A 16,312-nucleotide genomic window follows, 5' to 3' on the forward strand; every position below is an offset into this window, starting at 1 on the left:
GCGGCGTCACTCCCACTCGATGGTGCCCGGCGGCTTGCTCGTCACGTCCAGGACCACGCGGTTGACCTCGGCGACCTCGTTCGTGATCCGGGTGGAGATCCGGGCCACCACGTCGTAGGGCAGCCGGGACCAGTCGGCGGTCATCGCGTCCTCGCTGGAGACCGGGCGCAGCACCACCGGGTGACCGTAGGTGCGCCCGTCACCCTGCACCCCGACGCTGCGGACGTCGGCCAGCAGCACCACCGGGAACTGCCAGACGCCCCGGTCCAGGCCGGCAGTGGTCAGCTCCTGCCGGGCGATCAGGTCGGCCTTGCGGAGCACGGCGAGACGCTCCTCGTCGACCGCGCCGATGATCCGGATGGCCAGGCCCGGGCCGGGGAACGGGTGCCGCCAGATCATCGCCTCGGGCAGGCCCAGCTCCAGGCCGATCGTGCGAACCTCGTCCTTGAACAGCGTGCGCAGCGGCTCGACCAGTGAGAACTTCAGGTCCTCGGGGAGGCCGCCGACGTTGTGGTGGCTCTTGATGTTGGCGGTGCCGGTGCCGCCGCCGGACTCCACCACGTCCGGGTAGAGCGTGCCCTGCACCAGGTATTCCACGTCGCCGTGCGCCGCGATCTCCCGGGCGGCGGCCTCGAAGACCCGGATGAACTCCCGGCCGATGATCTTGCGCTTCTGCTCCGGGTCGGTCACCCCGGCCAGCGCGCCTAGGAACCGCTCCCGGGCGTCGACCACCTTCAGCTTGATGCCGGTGGCGGCGACGTAGTCCTTCTCGACCTGCTCGGCCTCACCGGCCCGCAGCAGGCCGTGGTCCACGAACACGCAGGTGAGCTGGTCGCCCACGGCACGGTGCACGAGCGCCGCGGCGACCGCCGAGTCGACACCGCCGGAGAGGCCGCAGATGACCTCCTTGTCGCCGATCTGCTCGCGGATCCGGGCGACCTGCTCGTCGATGATGTTCGACGGCGTCCACGTCGGTTCGATGCCGGCGATGTCGTACAGGAAGCGGGTGAGCATCTCCTGGCCGTGTGCGGTGTGCCCGACCTCCGGGTGGAACTGCACGCCGGCGCGGCGGCCGGCCAGGTCCTCGAACGCGGCGACCGGGGCGCCCGCCGACTCGGCGGTGACGGTGAAGCCCTCCGGCGCCTCGGTGACGCAGTCGCCGTGGCTCATCCAGACCGGCAGGTCGGCCGGGAGGTCGCGCAGCAGCACGCCGGGCTCGGTCAGGCGCGGGCGCAGCGGGGTGCCGCCGTACTCGCGGTTGCCGGTGCGCGCGACGGTGCCACCGAGCGCCTGGGCCATGGCCTGGAAGCCGTAACAGATGCCGAAGACCGGCACGTCGGCGGTGAACACGCCGGCGTCGATCTGCGGCGCGTCCGGCGCGTACACGCTGGCCGGACCGCCGGACAGGATGATCGCGGCGGGGTTCTTCGCCAGCATCTCGGACACCGGCATGGAGTGCGGGACGATCTCCGAGTAGACCTTCGCCTCGCGGACGCGGCGCGCGATGAGCTGGGCGTACTGGGCTCCGAAGTCCACCACGAGGACGGGGCGAGGCGTGCTCATGTGCGCAAAGCCTACCGACAGTCACCGGGCGCGCGGACGCGCCCCGGCGGTGTGGCGGGGTGAATGTGTTAACAGGGGCCCCTTCCTCTACCGGAGGCGTTAAGAAGGGGCCCTTCCTTTCACCGCAGGGCGGCGGGGGCGTGCGCGGGGACGGCGGGCCGCCGCGGCGGGACCGGCGCGACCCGGGTGTACGGCGAGCCGAGCGCCGGGCGCGGGTCCGCCTCGTCCTTGTTCGGCCAGTACGACATGGCCCGCTCGGCCTGCGCGGTGATCGTCAGCGACGGGTTGACGCCCAGGTTCGCCGAGACCGCCGCACCGTCCACCACGTGCAGCCCCGGGTGGCCGTACACCCGGTGCCAGGGGTCGATGACACCGTCGTCCGGGGAGGCGCCGATGACCGCGCCGCCGAGGATGTGCGCGGTCACCGGGATGTTGAACGGCTCGGTGACCGCCCCGCCCGGGGTGCCGCCGATCTCCTCGGCGAGCAGCCGGGCCGCCGTGTTGCCGGCCGGGATCCAGGTCGGGTTGGGCGCGCCGTGGCCGGGGCCGGAGACCAGCCGGCCCCGGCGGTAGCGGGTGGTCAGCGAGTTGTCGACCGACTGCATGACGAGCGCGATCACGGTGCGCTCGGACCAGCGGCGTACCGACAGCATCCGCGCCGCCAGCAGGGGCTGCCGGACGATGCTGCCCAGCCAGCGCCGGGCGCGGCGGGGACCGCCGTCTACCAGCAAGGACTGGAGCAGGCCCATCGCGTTGGAGCCCTTGCCGTACCGGACCGGCTCGATGTGGGTCTGCGGGTCGGGGTGGAACGAGCTGGTGATCGCCACCCCCTCGGTGAAGTCGAGGCCGCGCTTCCGGGCCGCGCCGGGCGCCACCGAGGCGCCGAGGATGGCCTCGGAGTTGGTGCGGGTCAGCTCGCCGAGGCGGGGCGAGAGCGCCGGCAGCGCGCCGGTCGCCTTCATCTCGTGCAGCAGCCGCTGGGTGCCGAGCGCGCCGGCCGCGAAGACGACCTGGTCGGCGTGGATCACCTCGCGCCGCTTGCGCAGCCAGGCGCCGGTGCGTTCGGTGTGCACCGCGTAGCCGCCGGCCGGGTCGGGGCGGACGGCGGTCACGGTGGTCAGCGGGTGCACCTGCACGCCGAGCCGCTCGGCCAGCCAGAGGTAGTTCTTCACGAGCGTGTTCTTGGCGCCGTGCCGGCAGCCGGTCATGCACGACCCGCAGTGGCTGCATCCGGTGCGGTCCGGGCCGGCCCCGCCGAAGTACGGGTCGGCCACCCGCTCGCCCGGCCGCCCGATGTGCACGCCGACCGGCGTCGGGTGGTAGGTGTGCGCCACCCCCATCCGCTCGGCCACCGCGCGGACGGCCTGGTCCGCGCGGGTGTCGATCGGGTACGTGGTGACGCCGAGCATCCGCTTCGCCTGGTCGTAGTGGCGGGCCAGTTCGTCGCGCCAGTCGGTGATGTCGCGCCACTGCGGGTCGGCGTAGAACGCGTCGAGCGGCTCGTAGAGCGTGTTCGCGTAGACGAGCGAGCCGCCGCCCACCCCGGCGCCGGAGAGCACGAGCACGCCGCCGCCGGCCTTGCGGTCGGCCGAGCGCAGCAGCGTGATCCGCTGGAGCCCGAAGCAGCCGAGCCGGGGCGCCCAGAGGAACCGTCGCGCCCGCCAGGACGTACGCGGGAACTCGTCGTCGGCGAAGCGCCGCCCGGCCTCCAGGACGCCGACCGAGTAACCCTTCTCGGCCAGCCGCAGCGCGGTGACGCTGCCGCCGAACCCGGACCCGATGACGACCACGTCGTAGCGCATGGACGCATCATTACCGACGAGTAGCTATAGCGCCAACGAGACCTTTTCGCACATCATGCAGAGCGCTCGATCGCCGGGATTCCCACCACTGCAACCTCTGGGCCCTCCTGGCGCGTCGAATCACACGGGGAGGCACGAACGTGACGAGACGACGCCTGCTGGGCCTGGCCGCGCTGGTGGCCGCGCTGCTGGTCGCCACCGGAGCGGTGGTGACCACCCGGCTGGTGGCGAACCGTCCGGCCGCCCCGGCCGCCGGCCCGAGCACCACGCCACCGGCCTCGCCGACGCCCGCCCCGACCACCGCCAGCCCGACGCCGCCGCCCGGCGCCGACCTGAAAGGCCCGCTCAACCTGCTGCTCGTCGGCGTCGACACCCGGGTCAGCATCCCCGGCTGGGAGCCGCACGCCGACGCGGTGCTGCTGCTGCACGTACCCGCCGGGCTGGACCGGGCGTACCTGTTCTCGCTCCCCCGCGACCTGGTGGTGGACATCCCCGCCTACCCGAAGGCGCGCTACCCGGGCGGCCGGACCAAGCTCACCCACGCGATGAGCTACGGCAGCCGGGTGCCGGGCGACAAGGCCAACCCCAGCACCGCCCAGGGGTACGAGCTGCTGCGCACCACCGTCTCCCGCTACACCGGGCTGCGCATCGACGCCGGCGCGGTGATCACGTTCGGCGGCTTCGACAAGCTGGTGGACACGCTCGGCGGGGTGGACCTCTACGTCGACCAGCGGGTCGAGTCCCGGCACCGCCGCCCGGACGGCACCATGCGGACGCTGACCGGCGGCGGCTACACCGGGCCGCAGATGGTCTACGAGAAGGGCACCCGCCACCTGACCGGCTGGCAGGCGCTGGACTACGCGCGGCAGCGCTACACCGCGGGCGGCGACTACACCCGGCAGCGGCACCAGCAGCAACTGCTCCGGGCGCTGGCCCGCAAGATCGTCGACCAGGGCACCGCGCGCGACCCGCAGCGGGTCGAGCAGGTGGTCGCCGCGCTCGGCAAGACCCTGGTGTACGCCGGAGGCGGCCGCAACCTGGTCGACTTCGCGTACGCCCTCGGTGGCCTGCCCGCCGACCGGCTCACGCTCGTCGTGCTGCCCGGCGCCGGGGTGAGCAGCGGCGGCGCGTACCGGGGCGAGCAGCTCAAGCCGCTGGGCCGCGACTTCCTCACCGCGCTGCGCGACGGGCGGGCCGACGCCTTCCTGACCGCCCACCCGTCGCTGCGCGTCAAGAACTGAGGACCTACAGCGGTTTCGGGGCGGGCGGGCGCTCGGTGCCGTACAGCCACGGGTCGAAGACCTTCGCCAGCTTCTTGCCCGAGACCCGCTCGGCCAGCGCGACGAAGTCGGCTGTGGTGGCGTTGCCGTTCTTCCGCTCCGCCGCCCAGGTACGCAGGACGGTGAAGAACGCGGTGTCGCCCACCGCCACCCGCAGCGCGTGCACAGTCATCCCGCCCCGGTCGTAGACCGAGCGGCTGAACAGGTTCTCCACCCCCGGCTTGCCCGGCGGCGTCCGCCACACCTGCGAGCCGGCGTTCGCGTACTTCTGCTCGAACGTGCGCTGCACGGTGGTCGAGCCGCTGTGCTCGGCCCACAGCCACTCGGCGTACGTGGCCAGCCCCTCGTTGAGCCAGATGTCCTGCCAGCGCTGGATCGACACGCTGTTGCCATACCACTGGTGGGCCAGCTCGTGCGCGACCACGCCGGTGTTGTCGCCCTGCCGGAAGAAGCTGGCCGAGTAGACCGGACGGCTCTGCGTCTCCAGCGCGTACCGGATCCGGTCGTCGTCGATCACCACGCCGCCGTACGAGTCGAACGGGTACGGCCCGAAGACGCTCTCCAGGTAGTCGGCGACCTCGACGGTACGCGCGATCGACCGGTCCGGGGCGCCCTGGGGCAGCTGCGTGGTGACCGCGCTGTACACCGGCCGCCCCTTGTGCTCGCCGGTGGTGACCCGGAACTTCCCGATCGCCACGGTGGTCAGGTAGCTGGCCGCCGGCGCGCCCTCCGACCATTTCCAGGTGGTCCAGTCGCCGCTTGTCGACTTCCCCTTCGGCACGCCGTTGGAGACCGCCGTCAGTCCCTTCGGGACGGTGATCTCGAAGTCGTAGGTCGCCTTGTCCGACGGGTGGTCGTTCACCGGGAACCAGGTGCTCGCCGACTCCGGCTGACCGAGCGCGATCGCCCCGTCCGAGGTGTGCAGCCAGCCGCCCTCGCCCAGCGACTCGGTACGCAGCGGCTCCGGCCGCCCGTCGTACCGGATCTCGGCGGTGAACCCGTTGCCGGAGGTCAGCCCGGTGGCCGGGGTGACCACCAGTTCGTTGCCGGTACGGCTGTGCCGGGCGGCGGCGCCGTCCACAGTCACCGAGCGGACGGTCAGCCCGGCCAGGTCCAGGTTGAACGCGGACAGGTTCGCGGTCGCGGTGGCGCGCAGCGTGGCGGTGCCGCTGAGCTTGTCCGTCTCCGGGTCGTAGCGCACCTTCACCGTGTAGTGCGCGACGTCGTAGCCACCGTTGCCGTAGCTCGGGAAGTAGGGGTCGCCCGCGCCGGCCGCGCCCGCCGCGAAGCTGCGCGTGGCCGCCGGGGCGGCGGTGGTGGGAGACGCCGGTCCCGGGTCCGGCTCGGCCGAGCCGCAGCCGGCCACCAGCAGCGTCGTGCAGGCCAGCAGCCCGAGCCGTCGTCGTCCGCCGCGCCGCGTCATCGCCTCGATCCCTCCGGGGTCCCGAACAGCGGCCCCGCCCACGGGCCGCTCCGCCCGCGGCAGCCTACCCAGCGGCGGTCACGCCCACGTCACGGCAGTCCCGGTGGCGTCGCGCCGACCAGCCAGGCGTCCAGCAGCGTCCGCAACGGCCGCCCCGACGTGCGTTCGGCGTACCCGACGAAGTCGGCGGTGGTGACGTTGCCGTTGCGGTGCTGCGCCAGCCAGCCGCGCAGCACCCGGTAGAACGTCTCGTCGCCGACCGCGCGGCGCAGCGCGTGCACCGCGAGCGCGCCCCGCTGGTAGACCGCGTCGCCGAACATCCCGGACCGGCCCGGGTCGACAGTGGGCTTCGACCAGTCGGTGTCCGCGTACCGCTCGGCGACCGTCTGCGCCACCGTCCGGCCGCCGTCGTGCTCGGCCCAGAGCCATTCGGCGTACGTGGCGAAGCCCTCGTTGAGCCAGATGTCGCTCCACCGGGCCACCGAGACGCTGTCGCCGAACCACTGGTGGGCCAGCTCGTGCGCGACCACTTCGGTGTTCGGGCGGTCGCCCCGGAAGAAGCCCGGCCCGTAGACCGGCCGGCTCTGCGTCTCCAGCGCGTACCGGATGCGCTCGTCGGCCACCACGATCCCGCCGTACGCCTCGAACGGGTACGGGCCGAAACGCTCGGCCAGGAAGTCGGCGATCTCGCCGGTGCGGGCCACCGACGCAGCGGCCGGCCCGTCCGCGGGCAGCGCCTCGGCGACGGCGGTGACCAGCGGCTTGCCCGCGTGCGTGCCGGTGCTGACCCGGTAGTCGCCGATCACCAGCGTGCTCAGGTAGCTGGCCATCGGCGCGCGCTCCGACCAGCGCCAGGTGGTCCAGCCGCCGCTTGAGGTCTTGCCCTCCGGCACGCCGTTCGCGAGCGCGGCGAGCCCGTCCGGCACGGTAATCGTGAAGTCGTAGGTCGCCTTGTCCGACGGGTGGTCGTTGACCGGGTACCAGGTGCTCGCCGACTCCGGCTGGCCGAGCGCGATCGCGCCGTCCGGTGTGGCGTGGAAGCCGCCGTCGCCGAGTTCGGCGTTCGGCAGCGGTTGCGGCACCCCGCCGTACGTCACCTCGACGGTGAGCCGCTTTCCCGACGGCAGCCCGCGCGGCGGGGTGACGATCAGCTCGGCGCCGTCGTGGCGGTGCTCGGCCGCCTCCCCGTCCACCCGGACCCGCTCGACGTCCAGCCCGGCCAGGTCGAGCTGGAACCGGGACAGCGCACGGGTGGTGGTGGCGGTCAGCGTGGCGGTGCCGGCGAGCCTGTCGCCGGCCGGGTCGTAGCGCACGTCGAGCGCGTAGTGGCCCACGTCGTAGCCGCCGTTGCCGGCCCCCGGCACATACGGGTCACCGGCGTCCGCCGCGCCCGGCCGGAACCCGTTGTCGTCGCCGCCCGTGCATCCGCTCACCGCGAGCGCCGCCGCCACCAGCCCTGCCGCCCAGATCCGCCCCCGTCTCACCCGGCGAGCCTAGACGCGCGACGGCGCGGGCGGGGCCGGAACACGTCCGGGCCGCCGCCCGCGCCGTCATGCGGTGCTCAGCCGGTGCTCAGCGGTGCTCAGCGGTCGAGGACCAGCCCGACCTTCTGGAACTCCTTGAGGTCGCGGTAGCCGCACTTGGCCATCGCGCGGCGCAGGCCGCCGAAGAGGTTGAGCTGGCCGTCCGGCTCGTCGGCCGGGCCGAACAGCAGCTTCTCCATCGAGCCGAGCGGCTCGCCGGCCACCTCGAACGCGCCCCGGGGCAGCGACGGGTGGCTGGCCGCGGAGTGCCACCAGGCGCCACCGGCCGGCGCCTCCTCGCAGAGCGACAGCGGCTCGCCGAGCATCACCGCGTCCGCGCCGCAGCCGAGTGCCTTGGCGATGTCGCCGGAGGTCTGCATGTCGCCGTCGGCGATCAGGTGCACGTACCGGCCGCCGGTCTCGTCCAGGTAGTCGCGGCGAGCAGCGGCGGCGTCGGCGATCGCGGTGGCCATCGGCACCCGGATGCCGAGCACCGACTCGGTGGTCGACCAGTCGTCGCCGCCGATGCCCACGATCACACCGGCCGCGCCGGTACGCATCAGGTGCAGCGCGGTCTTGTAGTCGGTGCAGCCGCCGACGATGACCGGCAGGTCGAGGTCGGCGATGAACTCCTTGAGGTTCAGCGGCTCGTCGGTGGTGGAGACGTGCTCGGCCGAGACGAGCGTGCCCTGGATGACCAGGATGTCCACGCCGGCGTCGAGGATCACCGGGGCCAGCGCGAGGGTGTGCTGCGGCGATACCCGCACCGCCACCGTGCCGCCGCCCTCGCGCAGCTCGCGTACCCGCTCGGCGATCAGGTCGGGCCGGATCGGCTCGGCGTAGACCTCCTGGAGGCGCTTGGTCGCCCGCGCGTCCTCGCCGAGACCGGCCAGCTCCTCCAGCACCTTGGCCGGGTTCTCGTACCGGGTCCAGAGGCCCTCGACGTTGAGCACGCCGAGGCCGCCGAGCTGGCCCAGCCGGACCGCCGAGGCGGGGCTCATGGTCGCGTCCGAGGGGTGGCCGACGCAGGGGATGCCGAACTGGTACGCGTCGAGCTGCCACGCCGTGGAGACGTCGTCGACGTCCCGGGTGCGGCGGCTCGGCACGATGGCGATGTCGTCCAGGTGGTAGCCGCGCTGCGCGGTCTTGCCCAGCCCGATCTCGACCACGTCACGCATGAGGGACTCCAGGTGGTTGGGGGTGGTGGGTCAGCGGGAGTGGTAGTTGGGCGCCTCGACCGTCATCTGGATGTCGTGCGGGTGGCTCTCCTTGAGCCCGGCCGCGGTGATCCGGATGAGCTGGCCACGCCGGTGCAGCTCCGGGATGCTCTCCGCGCCCACGTACCCCATGGCGGCGCGGAGGCCGCCGATGAGCTGGTGGGCGACGGCGGACAGCGGACCCCGGTAGGGCACCTGGCCCTCGACGCCCTCCGGGACCAGCTTGTCCTCGGCGAGCACGTCCTGCTGGAAGTAACGGTCCTTGGAGTAGGACTTGCCCTGGCCACGCGACTGCATCGCGCCGAGCGAGCCCATTCCCCGGTACGCCTTGTACTGCTTGCCGTTGATGAAGATCAGCTCGCCGGGGCTCTCCTCGCAGCCGGCCAGCAGGCTGCCGAGCATCACCGTGTCGGCGCCCGCGACGAGCGCCTTGGCGATGTCGCCGGAGTATTGGATGCCGCCGTCGCCGATCACCGGCACGCCGGCCGGGCGTGCGGCCCGGGCCGCCTCCATGATCGCGGTGATCTGCGGTACGCCGACCCCGGCCACGATCCGGGTGGTGCAGATGGCGCCCGGGCCGACGCCCACCTTCACGCCGTCCGCGCCGGCCTCGACGAGCGCCTTCGCGCCCGCGTACGTGGCGATGTTGCCGCCCACGATGTCGATGCTGACGTCCCGCTTGAGCCGGGCCACCATCTCCAGCACGGCCCGCTGGTGCCCGTGCGCGGTGTCCACGATGACGACGTCCACGCCGGCGTCGACCAGGGCACGGGCCCGCTTGTAGCCGTCCTCGCCCACGCCCACCGCGGCGGCGACCCGGAGCCGGCCCGCGTCGTCCTTGGTCGCGTTCGGGTACTGCTCGCTCTTGGTGAAGTCCTTCACCGTGATCAGGCCGCGCAGCTTGCCGCCCGCGTCCACGATCGGCAGCTTCTCGATCTTGTGCTGGCGCAGCAGGCCGAGCGCGTCGTCCTTGCTCACGCCGACCGGGGCGGTGATCAGCGGGGTACGCGTCATGATCTCGCGGACCGGCGTGGCCGGGTCGGAGACGAAGCGCATGTCGCGGTTGGTGACGATGCCGACCAGCTGGCCCTGCCCGTCGATCACCGGCACGCCGGAGATGCGGTAGCGACCGCAGAGCGCGTCGACCTCGCGCAGCGTGTCGTCCGGGCTGGCGGTCACCGGGTTGGTGATCATGCCGGACTCGGAGCGCTTCACCAGGTCGACCTGGAGCGCCTGGTCCTCCACCGACAGGTTGCGGTGCAGCACGCCGATGCCGCCCTGGCGGGCCATGGCGATCGCCATCCGCCCCTCGGTGACCGTGTCCATCGCGCTGGACAGCAGCGGCACGGTCAGCTCGATGTTGCGGGTCAGGCGGGTACGGGTGTTCACCCGGCTGGGTACGACGTCCGACTCGCCCGGCTGCAGGAGCACGTCGTCGAAGGTCAACCCGAGCGGTACCACCCGGGCCGAACCGGCCGGCAGCTCGGGCAGATGGCCACCCAGCTCCCCGCCGTCGGTGCCGGCCGGGATCTCGGTGCTGGGCGAATTCTCCACGATTGCTCCCCTGAGCTGGTCGATCGGGCTGCAGCGAGGCGGCGCGCGGGGGCACCGGCAGGCGCCTGGTGACGGCGCGTCGCCTCATCGTACCCACTGGCCCGTTCCCGTCCGGGCAGCGGCGGGCCCGGGGGTAGGCCGGGCCACAGCGCGGCCTGGGGCGGGCTTTCCGGCGGCCCGGGGACTACGGTGAGGGGGTGCACGACGAGCCCATCGACCCGTTCAACGGCGACCCTGCCGATCCGGCTGCCGGTCTGCACGATCCCGGCGACGACGACGCGCTCGACCCGCTGACCGACGTCGAACGCCAGGACGTGCTGGAGGACCTCGCCGATCTGGAGATCTACCAGGCGCTGCTCCAGCCGATCGGGGTGCGCGGCTTGGTGATCGAGTGCGAGGACTGCCGCGAGCCGCACTACTTCGACTGGGACCTGCTGCGCGGAAACCTGCGCCACCTGCTCAACTCGGGGCGCCCCCGGGTGCACGAACCGGCCTACGACCCGGACCCGGACCATTACGTGAGCTGGGACTACGCCCGTGGCTACGCCGACGGCGTGCACGACACGCTCACCGAGGGCACCGACGACTCCGCGTCGGAGTGACTCCGGCCCGGGTCAGGCGACCAGGCCGGCCCGGAAGCCGGCCGCCACGGCGTGTGCCCGGTCCCGCGCCCCGAGCTTGCGGAACAACCGTCGGGCGTGCGTCTTGACCGTGTCCTCGGAGACGAACAACTCCCGCCCGATCTCCGCGTTGCTCTTGCCCTCGGCCATGCCGAGCAGCACCTGAAGCTCCCGCTCGGTCAGCCCGATGGCGCCGCGCGGCGTCCGGGCCGGCCGCTGACCGGCGCCCGGGCGGGCCGCCTCCGCCGCGTCGGCCGCCGCCGGATCCTCCGCGTCCTCACCCCGCTGCACCGGCACCACCGTGGGCAGGCCGGCCGCGTCCACCGGCGCCACCGCCGGCCAGCCGGGCCCACCCGGGGTACGCCCCGCCGACCGGGCCGGACCGCCGACCGCTGCCGCGTCCCGGGCGGTGTCCGCCACCCGGTGCCTGTTGCTCCGGCCGGGAGCGGACAGCAGCAGCAGCGCCTTGGCGACCGCGCTGGTCAGATCGTGGTCCGCGTTCTGGATCAGGCCACGCGCTCCGGCGCTGATGGTGGCCGCCGCCGACTCCGACTCCTCGGCCCCGAGCAGCAGCACCGCCGCCTGCGGCGCGCGGGCCAGCACCCGGCGCACGAAACCGGCGCTGTCCGGCCGGGTCAGCGCGGTGTCGGCGAGCACCACGTCCACCGGGCGCTCCGCGAGCCGCAACATCACCTCCGGATCGGAGACGGCCGTCCGGACGACGCCGGACAGCCCGAGCCGCGCCGCCGCGGAGGTCAGATGCTGGGCCGCCAATGGTGTCCGAACGCACACAAGAACACTACGCACAGTGGTCTCCTCTCCGACTCAGAGCAGACCATGCGGAGGTGGGCTCGGGAGGGGGTTCCGGGCAATCATCCGAACTTTTCCGACAGATGGGGCATATGCCACCGACTGTCCGAGGTTTTCGATCACAGATGTGTGAGGCGCGGACCGCTCGGGTACCGAGGGGTTCATCCGGAACCGGCATCCCGCGCGGACCGCCGCCCGGTAGCTGGCCACGAACATTCTCCGCGGTGCCGCGCGGGAGGAGGGGTGCTGATGTCGAACGTACGTAGGCTGCCTGGACCGATCGACGAGCTCTGGGACTGGCAGCGGCTCGGGGCCTGCCGTGGCCGCGACAGCGCGCAGTTCTTCCACCCGGACGGCGAGCGCGGCTCCTCCCGGCTGCGCCGCGAGATGGGCGCCAAGTCCGTCTGCCGCGCCTGCCCGGTACGCGCCGAGTGCGCCGCCCACGCGCTCTCCGTACGCGAGCCGTACGGCGTCTGGGGCGGGTTCAGCGAGTCCGAGCGGCTGCGTCTGCTCGCGCTCGGCTGGGAGGACCTGGCCGACCGCCGCCAGACCAAGGTGGACATCGCCCGGCTGGAGGCGCGCCTCGGCCGCCCGCACAACACCGCCGTGCCGGACCAGCGCAAGGTCGCCTGACCGGCTTCACGACCCCCGACGCCGCGCCCCGGATCCCGGGGCGCGGCGTCGTGTCGTGGCCCGGGGCATCCGCTGGCCCCCGCACCCCGGCGCGGCGAAGGCCGCCGCTGGGCGACTCGCCTACCGTTTCGAATACCAGGATCGGCGTTCCAGAGGCTAGGACACCACATAGATCTTGGTATGAAACGGCCCTTATAGGGGCGTTTCATACCAAGATCTCTTTCGTGAGCGCTCGGGAGTCTGGACTCAGGCCGGAGCCAAGCGGCGCGCACCCGATCGGCAGGCACCCGCCAGTGGCACGGGCAGGCCATCTCCCCACCGAGAGCGGTCCTCGCGACGGTGCGGGTCAGGTGACTGTGACCCTTACCGTGTGCCATCCCGTCGCGCCGTCGGGGGCGACCGGGGCGCGCTGTTCCGTCTGGGTCTCGCCGGTGCTGTCGGTCGCCCGGACCTGGAGCGTGTGCTCGCTCGGTGTGGCGTCCCACCGCCACGACCACTGCACCCACGTGTCCGCCGACACTGCCGGGGCCAGCGTCGCCTCCTGCCAGGGGCCGCCGTCCACGCGTACCTCGACGCGCCGCACGCCCCTGTGCTGCGCCCACGCCACACCGGCGACGGTCACCGCACCGGCGGCGGGACGGCTGCGGGGCCGGGGCGTGTCGATCCGCGACTGCGTCTTGACCGGACCCTGCGCTGACCAGCCGCGCGGCACCCAGTACGCGTCGAAGTCGGCGAAGCTGGTCAGCTCCAGCTCGGTGATCCACTTGCACGCGGAGACGTACCCGTAGAGGCCTGGCACCACCATCCGCACCGGGAAGCCGTGCTGGATCGGCAGCGGCTCGCCGTTCATGCCGACCGCGAGCAGCGCGTCCCGCCCGTCGCGCAGCACCCAGGTGGGCGTGCCGCACGTCCAGCCGTCGACGGCGCGCCCGACCACCTGGTCCGCGCCGTCCTCCGGGTCGGCCTCGTCCAGCAGGTCCTTGATCGGTACGCCGAGCCAGCGCGCGTTGCCGATCAGGTCGCCGCCCACCTCGTTGGAGACGCAGGCGAGCGTCACGTAGCGCTCGACCAGCGGGCGGGCGAGCAGGTCGTCGAAGCTCAGCTCGATCGGGTTGCGGACCCGCCCGTGGATGCGCAGCCGCCAGGTGACCGGGTCCACCTGCGGCACCACCAGCGCGGTGTCGATCCGGTAGAACTCCCGGTTCGGCGTGACGTACGGCGCGAGCCGGGACAGCGACAGGTCCGCTCCGGCGGGCACCGGTGGGGCGGGCGCGACCGGGGCGGGCAGCGTCACCGCGTCCCGGGCCGCCGATACGCCGCGCCGGCCGGCCAGCCAGTGCCCGCCCAGCCCGGCCACCGCCGCCGCGCCGGTGAGCAGCCCGGCGCCACGCAGGAACCGCCGCCGCGACTCCGCGTCGTCGTGCCGGACCGGCTCCCAGCCGCCCGGCGTCTCCCCCTCCCGGGCCAGCGCGGCGACCGCCGGAGGCGGGGCGGATGGCGGGGGCGACGCGGACGGCGGCTCGCTGTCCGCCGAAGCGGCCCCGTCGCGCTCCGCCGGGCCGGTCCCGGCCCGGTCGCGTCGCACGGCGTCGGACCGGCCACGCCCCGGTCGCTTCCGGTGCGCCGGGTCGGCGCTCAGCGGGCCGGCCACGAACGCCCACAGCGTCAGCGCGCCCAGTCCGCCGCCGACCAGGGAGGGCAGCGCGTCGAAGGCGTCCGCGCCGGCCCGGGTCAGCGCGGCGGCGACACCGAGCGCGGCGAACGCGGCGATGCCGGCCAGGCCGATCACCAGCCGCCGGGCCGCTGCCAGGCCCAGCAGCGCGCCGAAGACGGCCAGCAGCAGCGCCGTCCCCATCAGCAGCGCGATCTTGTCGTACGTGCCGAAGACGTCGATGGCGAACTGCTTGAGCGGCTCGGGCACCAGGTCGACGACGAGTCCGCCGACGGCGACGAGCGGAGCGGACCGGGGGCCGGTCAGGACCGCCACGGGTTCGGCGGCGCCGAGCGCCACCACGGCGGCGACGACACCGGCCGGCGCCGCCCGGCGGGGGGAGAGGGTGCTCACGGGCTCCAGTCTGGTCGCCCCGCGGGCCCGGCTGCCAATCTCGTCAGCGATCCGTAAGGACATATGCGTCAGGGCACACCACCGGGTCGGCGGTGTGCCCTGACGTCGGGCGTACTCCTCGGGTCAGAAGCCCGGGCCGTGCTGGTGGCCGTGCCCGTGCGAGTGGCCGTGGCCACCGGCGGCCGGCTCCGGCTCGGCCGGCTTCTCCACCACGAGGCTCTCGGTGGTGAGCAGCAGGCCGGCGATCGAGGCGGCGTTGCTGACCGCGTTGCGGGTCACCTTCACCGGGTCGATGATGCCGGACTTGGCCAGGTCGACGTACTCGCCGGTGGCGGCGTCGAGGCCGTGGCCCCAGTCCTTGCCGACGACCTTCTGCACCACCACGTAGCCGTCGTGGCCGGCGTTCTGGGCGATCCAGCGCAGCGGCTCGACGAGCGACTTGCGCACGATCGAGACGCCGACCTTCTCGTCACCGGTGAAGCCCAGGTCGTCGTCGAGCGCCGGCAGGATCTGGGCCAGGGCGGCGCCGCCACCCGGGACCGTGCCCTCCTCGACCGCGGCCTTGGTCGCGGCGATGGCGTCCTCGATGCGGTGCTTGCGCTCCTTCATCTCGACCTCGGTGGCCGCGCCGACCTTGATCACGGCGATGCCGCCGGAGAGCTTCGCCAGCCGCTCGGCCAGCTTCTCCCGGTCCCACTCCGAGTCGGAGGCCTCGATCTCCTTGCGGATCTGGGCGACCCGGTCGGCGACCTCGGAGGCCTGCCCGCCACCGTCGACGACAGTGGTGTTCTCCTTGTCGACCACGACGCGGCGGGCGGTGCCGAGCACCTCCAGGCCGACCTGGTCGAGCTTGTAGCCCAGCTCCGGGGCGACCAGCTCGGCGCCGGTCAGGATCGCCATGTCCTGGAGCATCGCCTTGCGGCGGTCGCCGAAGCCGGGGGCCTTGACCGCGCAGACCTTGACGGTCTTGCGCAGCGCGTTGACCACGAGCGTCGACAGGGCCTGGCCCTCGACGTCCTCGGCGACGATGAGCAGCGGCTTGTTGTTCTGGAGAACCTTCTCCAGCAGCGGCAGCAGCTCCTCGATCGCCGAGATCTTCTGCGTGGTGATCAGGATGTACGGGTCCTCCAGGACCGCCTCCTGCGCCTCCAGGTCGGTGACGAAGTTCGGCGAGATGAAGCCCTTGTCGAACTGGAGACCCTCGGTCACCTCCAGCTCGGTGGTGAGCGCGGAGCCCTCCTCGACGGTGATGACGCCGTCGCGGCCGACCTTCTCCATCGCCTCGGCGATCAGCTCACCGATCGCGGCGTCCTGCGCGGAGACGGTCGCGACGTGCGCGATCGACTCCTTGCTGGAGACCTCGACGGCCTTGTCGAGCAGCGCCTCGGAGACCTTGGCGGCCGCCGCGTCGATGCCCCGCTTCAGGCCGGTCGGGTTGGTGCCGGCGGCCACGTTGCGCAGGCCCTCGCGGACCATGGCCTGGGCCAGCACGGTGGCGGTGGTGGTCCCGTCGCCGGCGACGTCGTTGGTCTTGGTCGCCACCTCCTTGACCAGCTGCGCGCCGAGGTTCTCGTACGGGTTGGTGAGCTCGATCTCCTTGGCGATGGTCACGCCGTCGTTGGTGATCGTGGGCGCACCGAACTTCTTGTCCAGGACGACGTTGCGCCCGCGCGGGCCGAGGGTGACCTTGACCGCGTCCGCGAGGGCGTTGACACCGTGCTCGAGCAGGTGCCGGGCGTCGTCCGAGAAGCTGAGGATCTTCGCCATCAGTATCCCTTCGAAGCGACGTTGCCCCGGCCCGGCGAGCCGGACCGGGGCAACG

12 protein-coding genes are annotated in these 16,312 nt (G+C 73.1%); 3 read left to right on the plus strand and 9 right to left on the minus strand.

Annotated features, from left to right (window positions below; all coding sequences use genetic code 11):
* Positions 1 to 6: 6 nt before the first annotated feature.
* Positions 7 to 1,563: a glutamine-hydrolyzing GMP synthase gene (gene guaA, locus HA073_RS18460; protein ID WP_043328342.1), complete on the minus strand. Its 1,557-nt coding sequence runs from the start codon at positions 1,561 to 1,563 to the stop codon at positions 7 to 9.
* Between the two features lie 119 nt (positions 1,564 to 1,682).
* Positions 1,683 to 3,365: an FAD-dependent oxidoreductase gene (locus HA073_RS18465; RefSeq protein ID WP_166456933.1), complete on the minus strand. Its 1,683-nt coding sequence runs from the start codon at positions 3,363 to 3,365 to the stop codon at positions 1,683 to 1,685.
* 140 nt (positions 3,366 to 3,505) lie between these two features.
* On the opposite strand from HA073_RS18465, the gene HA073_RS18470 reads away from it, so the two are divergent.
* Positions 3,506 to 4,606 carry an LCP family protein gene (locus HA073_RS18470; RefSeq protein ID WP_166456934.1) on the plus strand — a complete coding sequence of 367 codons (1,101 nt, stop codon included), beginning with the start codon at positions 3,506 to 3,508 and terminating at the stop codon, positions 4,604 to 4,606.
* 4 nt (positions 4,607 to 4,610) lie between these two features.
* Here HA073_RS18470 and HA073_RS18475 read toward each other — a convergent pair whose 3' ends face one another.
* The 4 genes from HA073_RS18475 to guaB all read right to left on the minus strand — a co-directional run bounded on the left by HA073_RS18475 (position 4,611) and on the right by guaB (position 10,362).
* Positions 4,611 to 6,068: a M1 family metallopeptidase gene (locus tag HA073_RS18475; RefSeq protein ID WP_166456935.1), complete on the minus strand. Its 1,458-nt coding sequence runs from the start codon at positions 6,066 to 6,068 to the stop codon at positions 4,611 to 4,613.
* A gap of 89 nt (positions 6,069 to 6,157) precedes the next feature.
* Positions 6,158 to 7,552 carry a M1 family metallopeptidase gene (locus HA073_RS18480; RefSeq protein ID WP_166456936.1) on the minus strand — a complete coding sequence of 465 codons (1,395 nt, stop codon included), beginning with the start codon at positions 7,550 to 7,552 and terminating at the stop codon, positions 6,158 to 6,160.
* 98 nt (positions 7,553 to 7,650) lie between these two features.
* Positions 7,651 to 8,769 (minus strand): GuaB3 family IMP dehydrogenase-related protein, encoded by a 1,119-nt coding sequence (locus HA073_RS18485; protein WP_043328337.1) that lies wholly within the window; start codon positions 8,767 to 8,769, stop codon positions 7,651 to 7,653.
* Positions 8,770 to 8,799: 30 nt separating this feature from the next.
* Positions 8,800 to 10,362 (minus strand): IMP dehydrogenase, encoded by a 1,563-nt coding sequence (gene guaB / locus HA073_RS18490; protein ID WP_064446576.1) that lies wholly within the window; start codon positions 10,360 to 10,362, stop codon positions 8,800 to 8,802.
* Positions 10,363 to 10,559: 197 nt separating this feature from the next.
* Between guaB and HA073_RS18495 the strand changes: the two genes are divergently transcribed.
* Entirely contained in the window at positions 10,560 to 10,964 is a 405-nt protein-coding gene (locus HA073_RS18495) for a DUF5319 domain-containing protein (RefSeq protein WP_043328334.1), read from the plus strand.
* A 12-nt stretch (positions 10,965 to 10,976) separates the two neighbouring features.
* On the opposite strand, the gene HA073_RS18500 is transcribed toward HA073_RS18495, so the two are convergent.
* The gene (locus tag HA073_RS18500) at positions 10,977 to 11,789 is read right to left on the minus strand and encodes a response regulator transcription factor (RefSeq protein WP_166456937.1); all 813 of its coding nucleotides are present in this window, start codon (positions 11,787 to 11,789) and stop codon (positions 10,977 to 10,979) included.
* A gap of 252 nt (positions 11,790 to 12,041) precedes the next feature.
* On the opposite strand from HA073_RS18500, the gene HA073_RS18505 reads away from it, so the two are divergent.
* Positions 12,042 to 12,425, plus strand: a complete 384-nt coding sequence (locus tag HA073_RS18505; protein ID WP_013288543.1) for a WhiB family transcriptional regulator — start codon at positions 12,042 to 12,044, stop codon at positions 12,423 to 12,425.
* Positions 12,426 to 12,771: 346 nt separating this feature from the next.
* Here the strand turns inward: HA073_RS18505 and HA073_RS18510 are convergent, their stop codons facing one another.
* Together HA073_RS18510 and groL are read right to left on the minus strand one after the other, a co-directional pair.
* The gene (locus HA073_RS18510; protein ID WP_240925836.1) at positions 12,772 to 14,553 is read right to left on the minus strand and encodes a molybdopterin-dependent oxidoreductase; all 1,782 of its coding nucleotides are present in this window, start codon (positions 14,551 to 14,553) and stop codon (positions 12,772 to 12,774) included.
* Between the two features lie 60 nt (positions 14,554 to 14,613).
* Positions 14,614 to 16,257 (minus strand): chaperonin GroEL, encoded by a 1,644-nt coding sequence (gene groL, locus HA073_RS18515; RefSeq protein WP_166456939.1) that lies wholly within the window; start codon positions 16,255 to 16,257, stop codon positions 14,614 to 14,616.
* Positions 16,258 to 16,312: the final 55 nt, after the last annotated feature.

This window comes from Micromonospora sp. CMU55-4, from assembly GCF_011602315.1.
GTDB classification, from domain to species: Bacteria; Actinomycetota; Actinomycetes; order Mycobacteriales; family Micromonosporaceae; genus Micromonospora; species Micromonospora chalcea.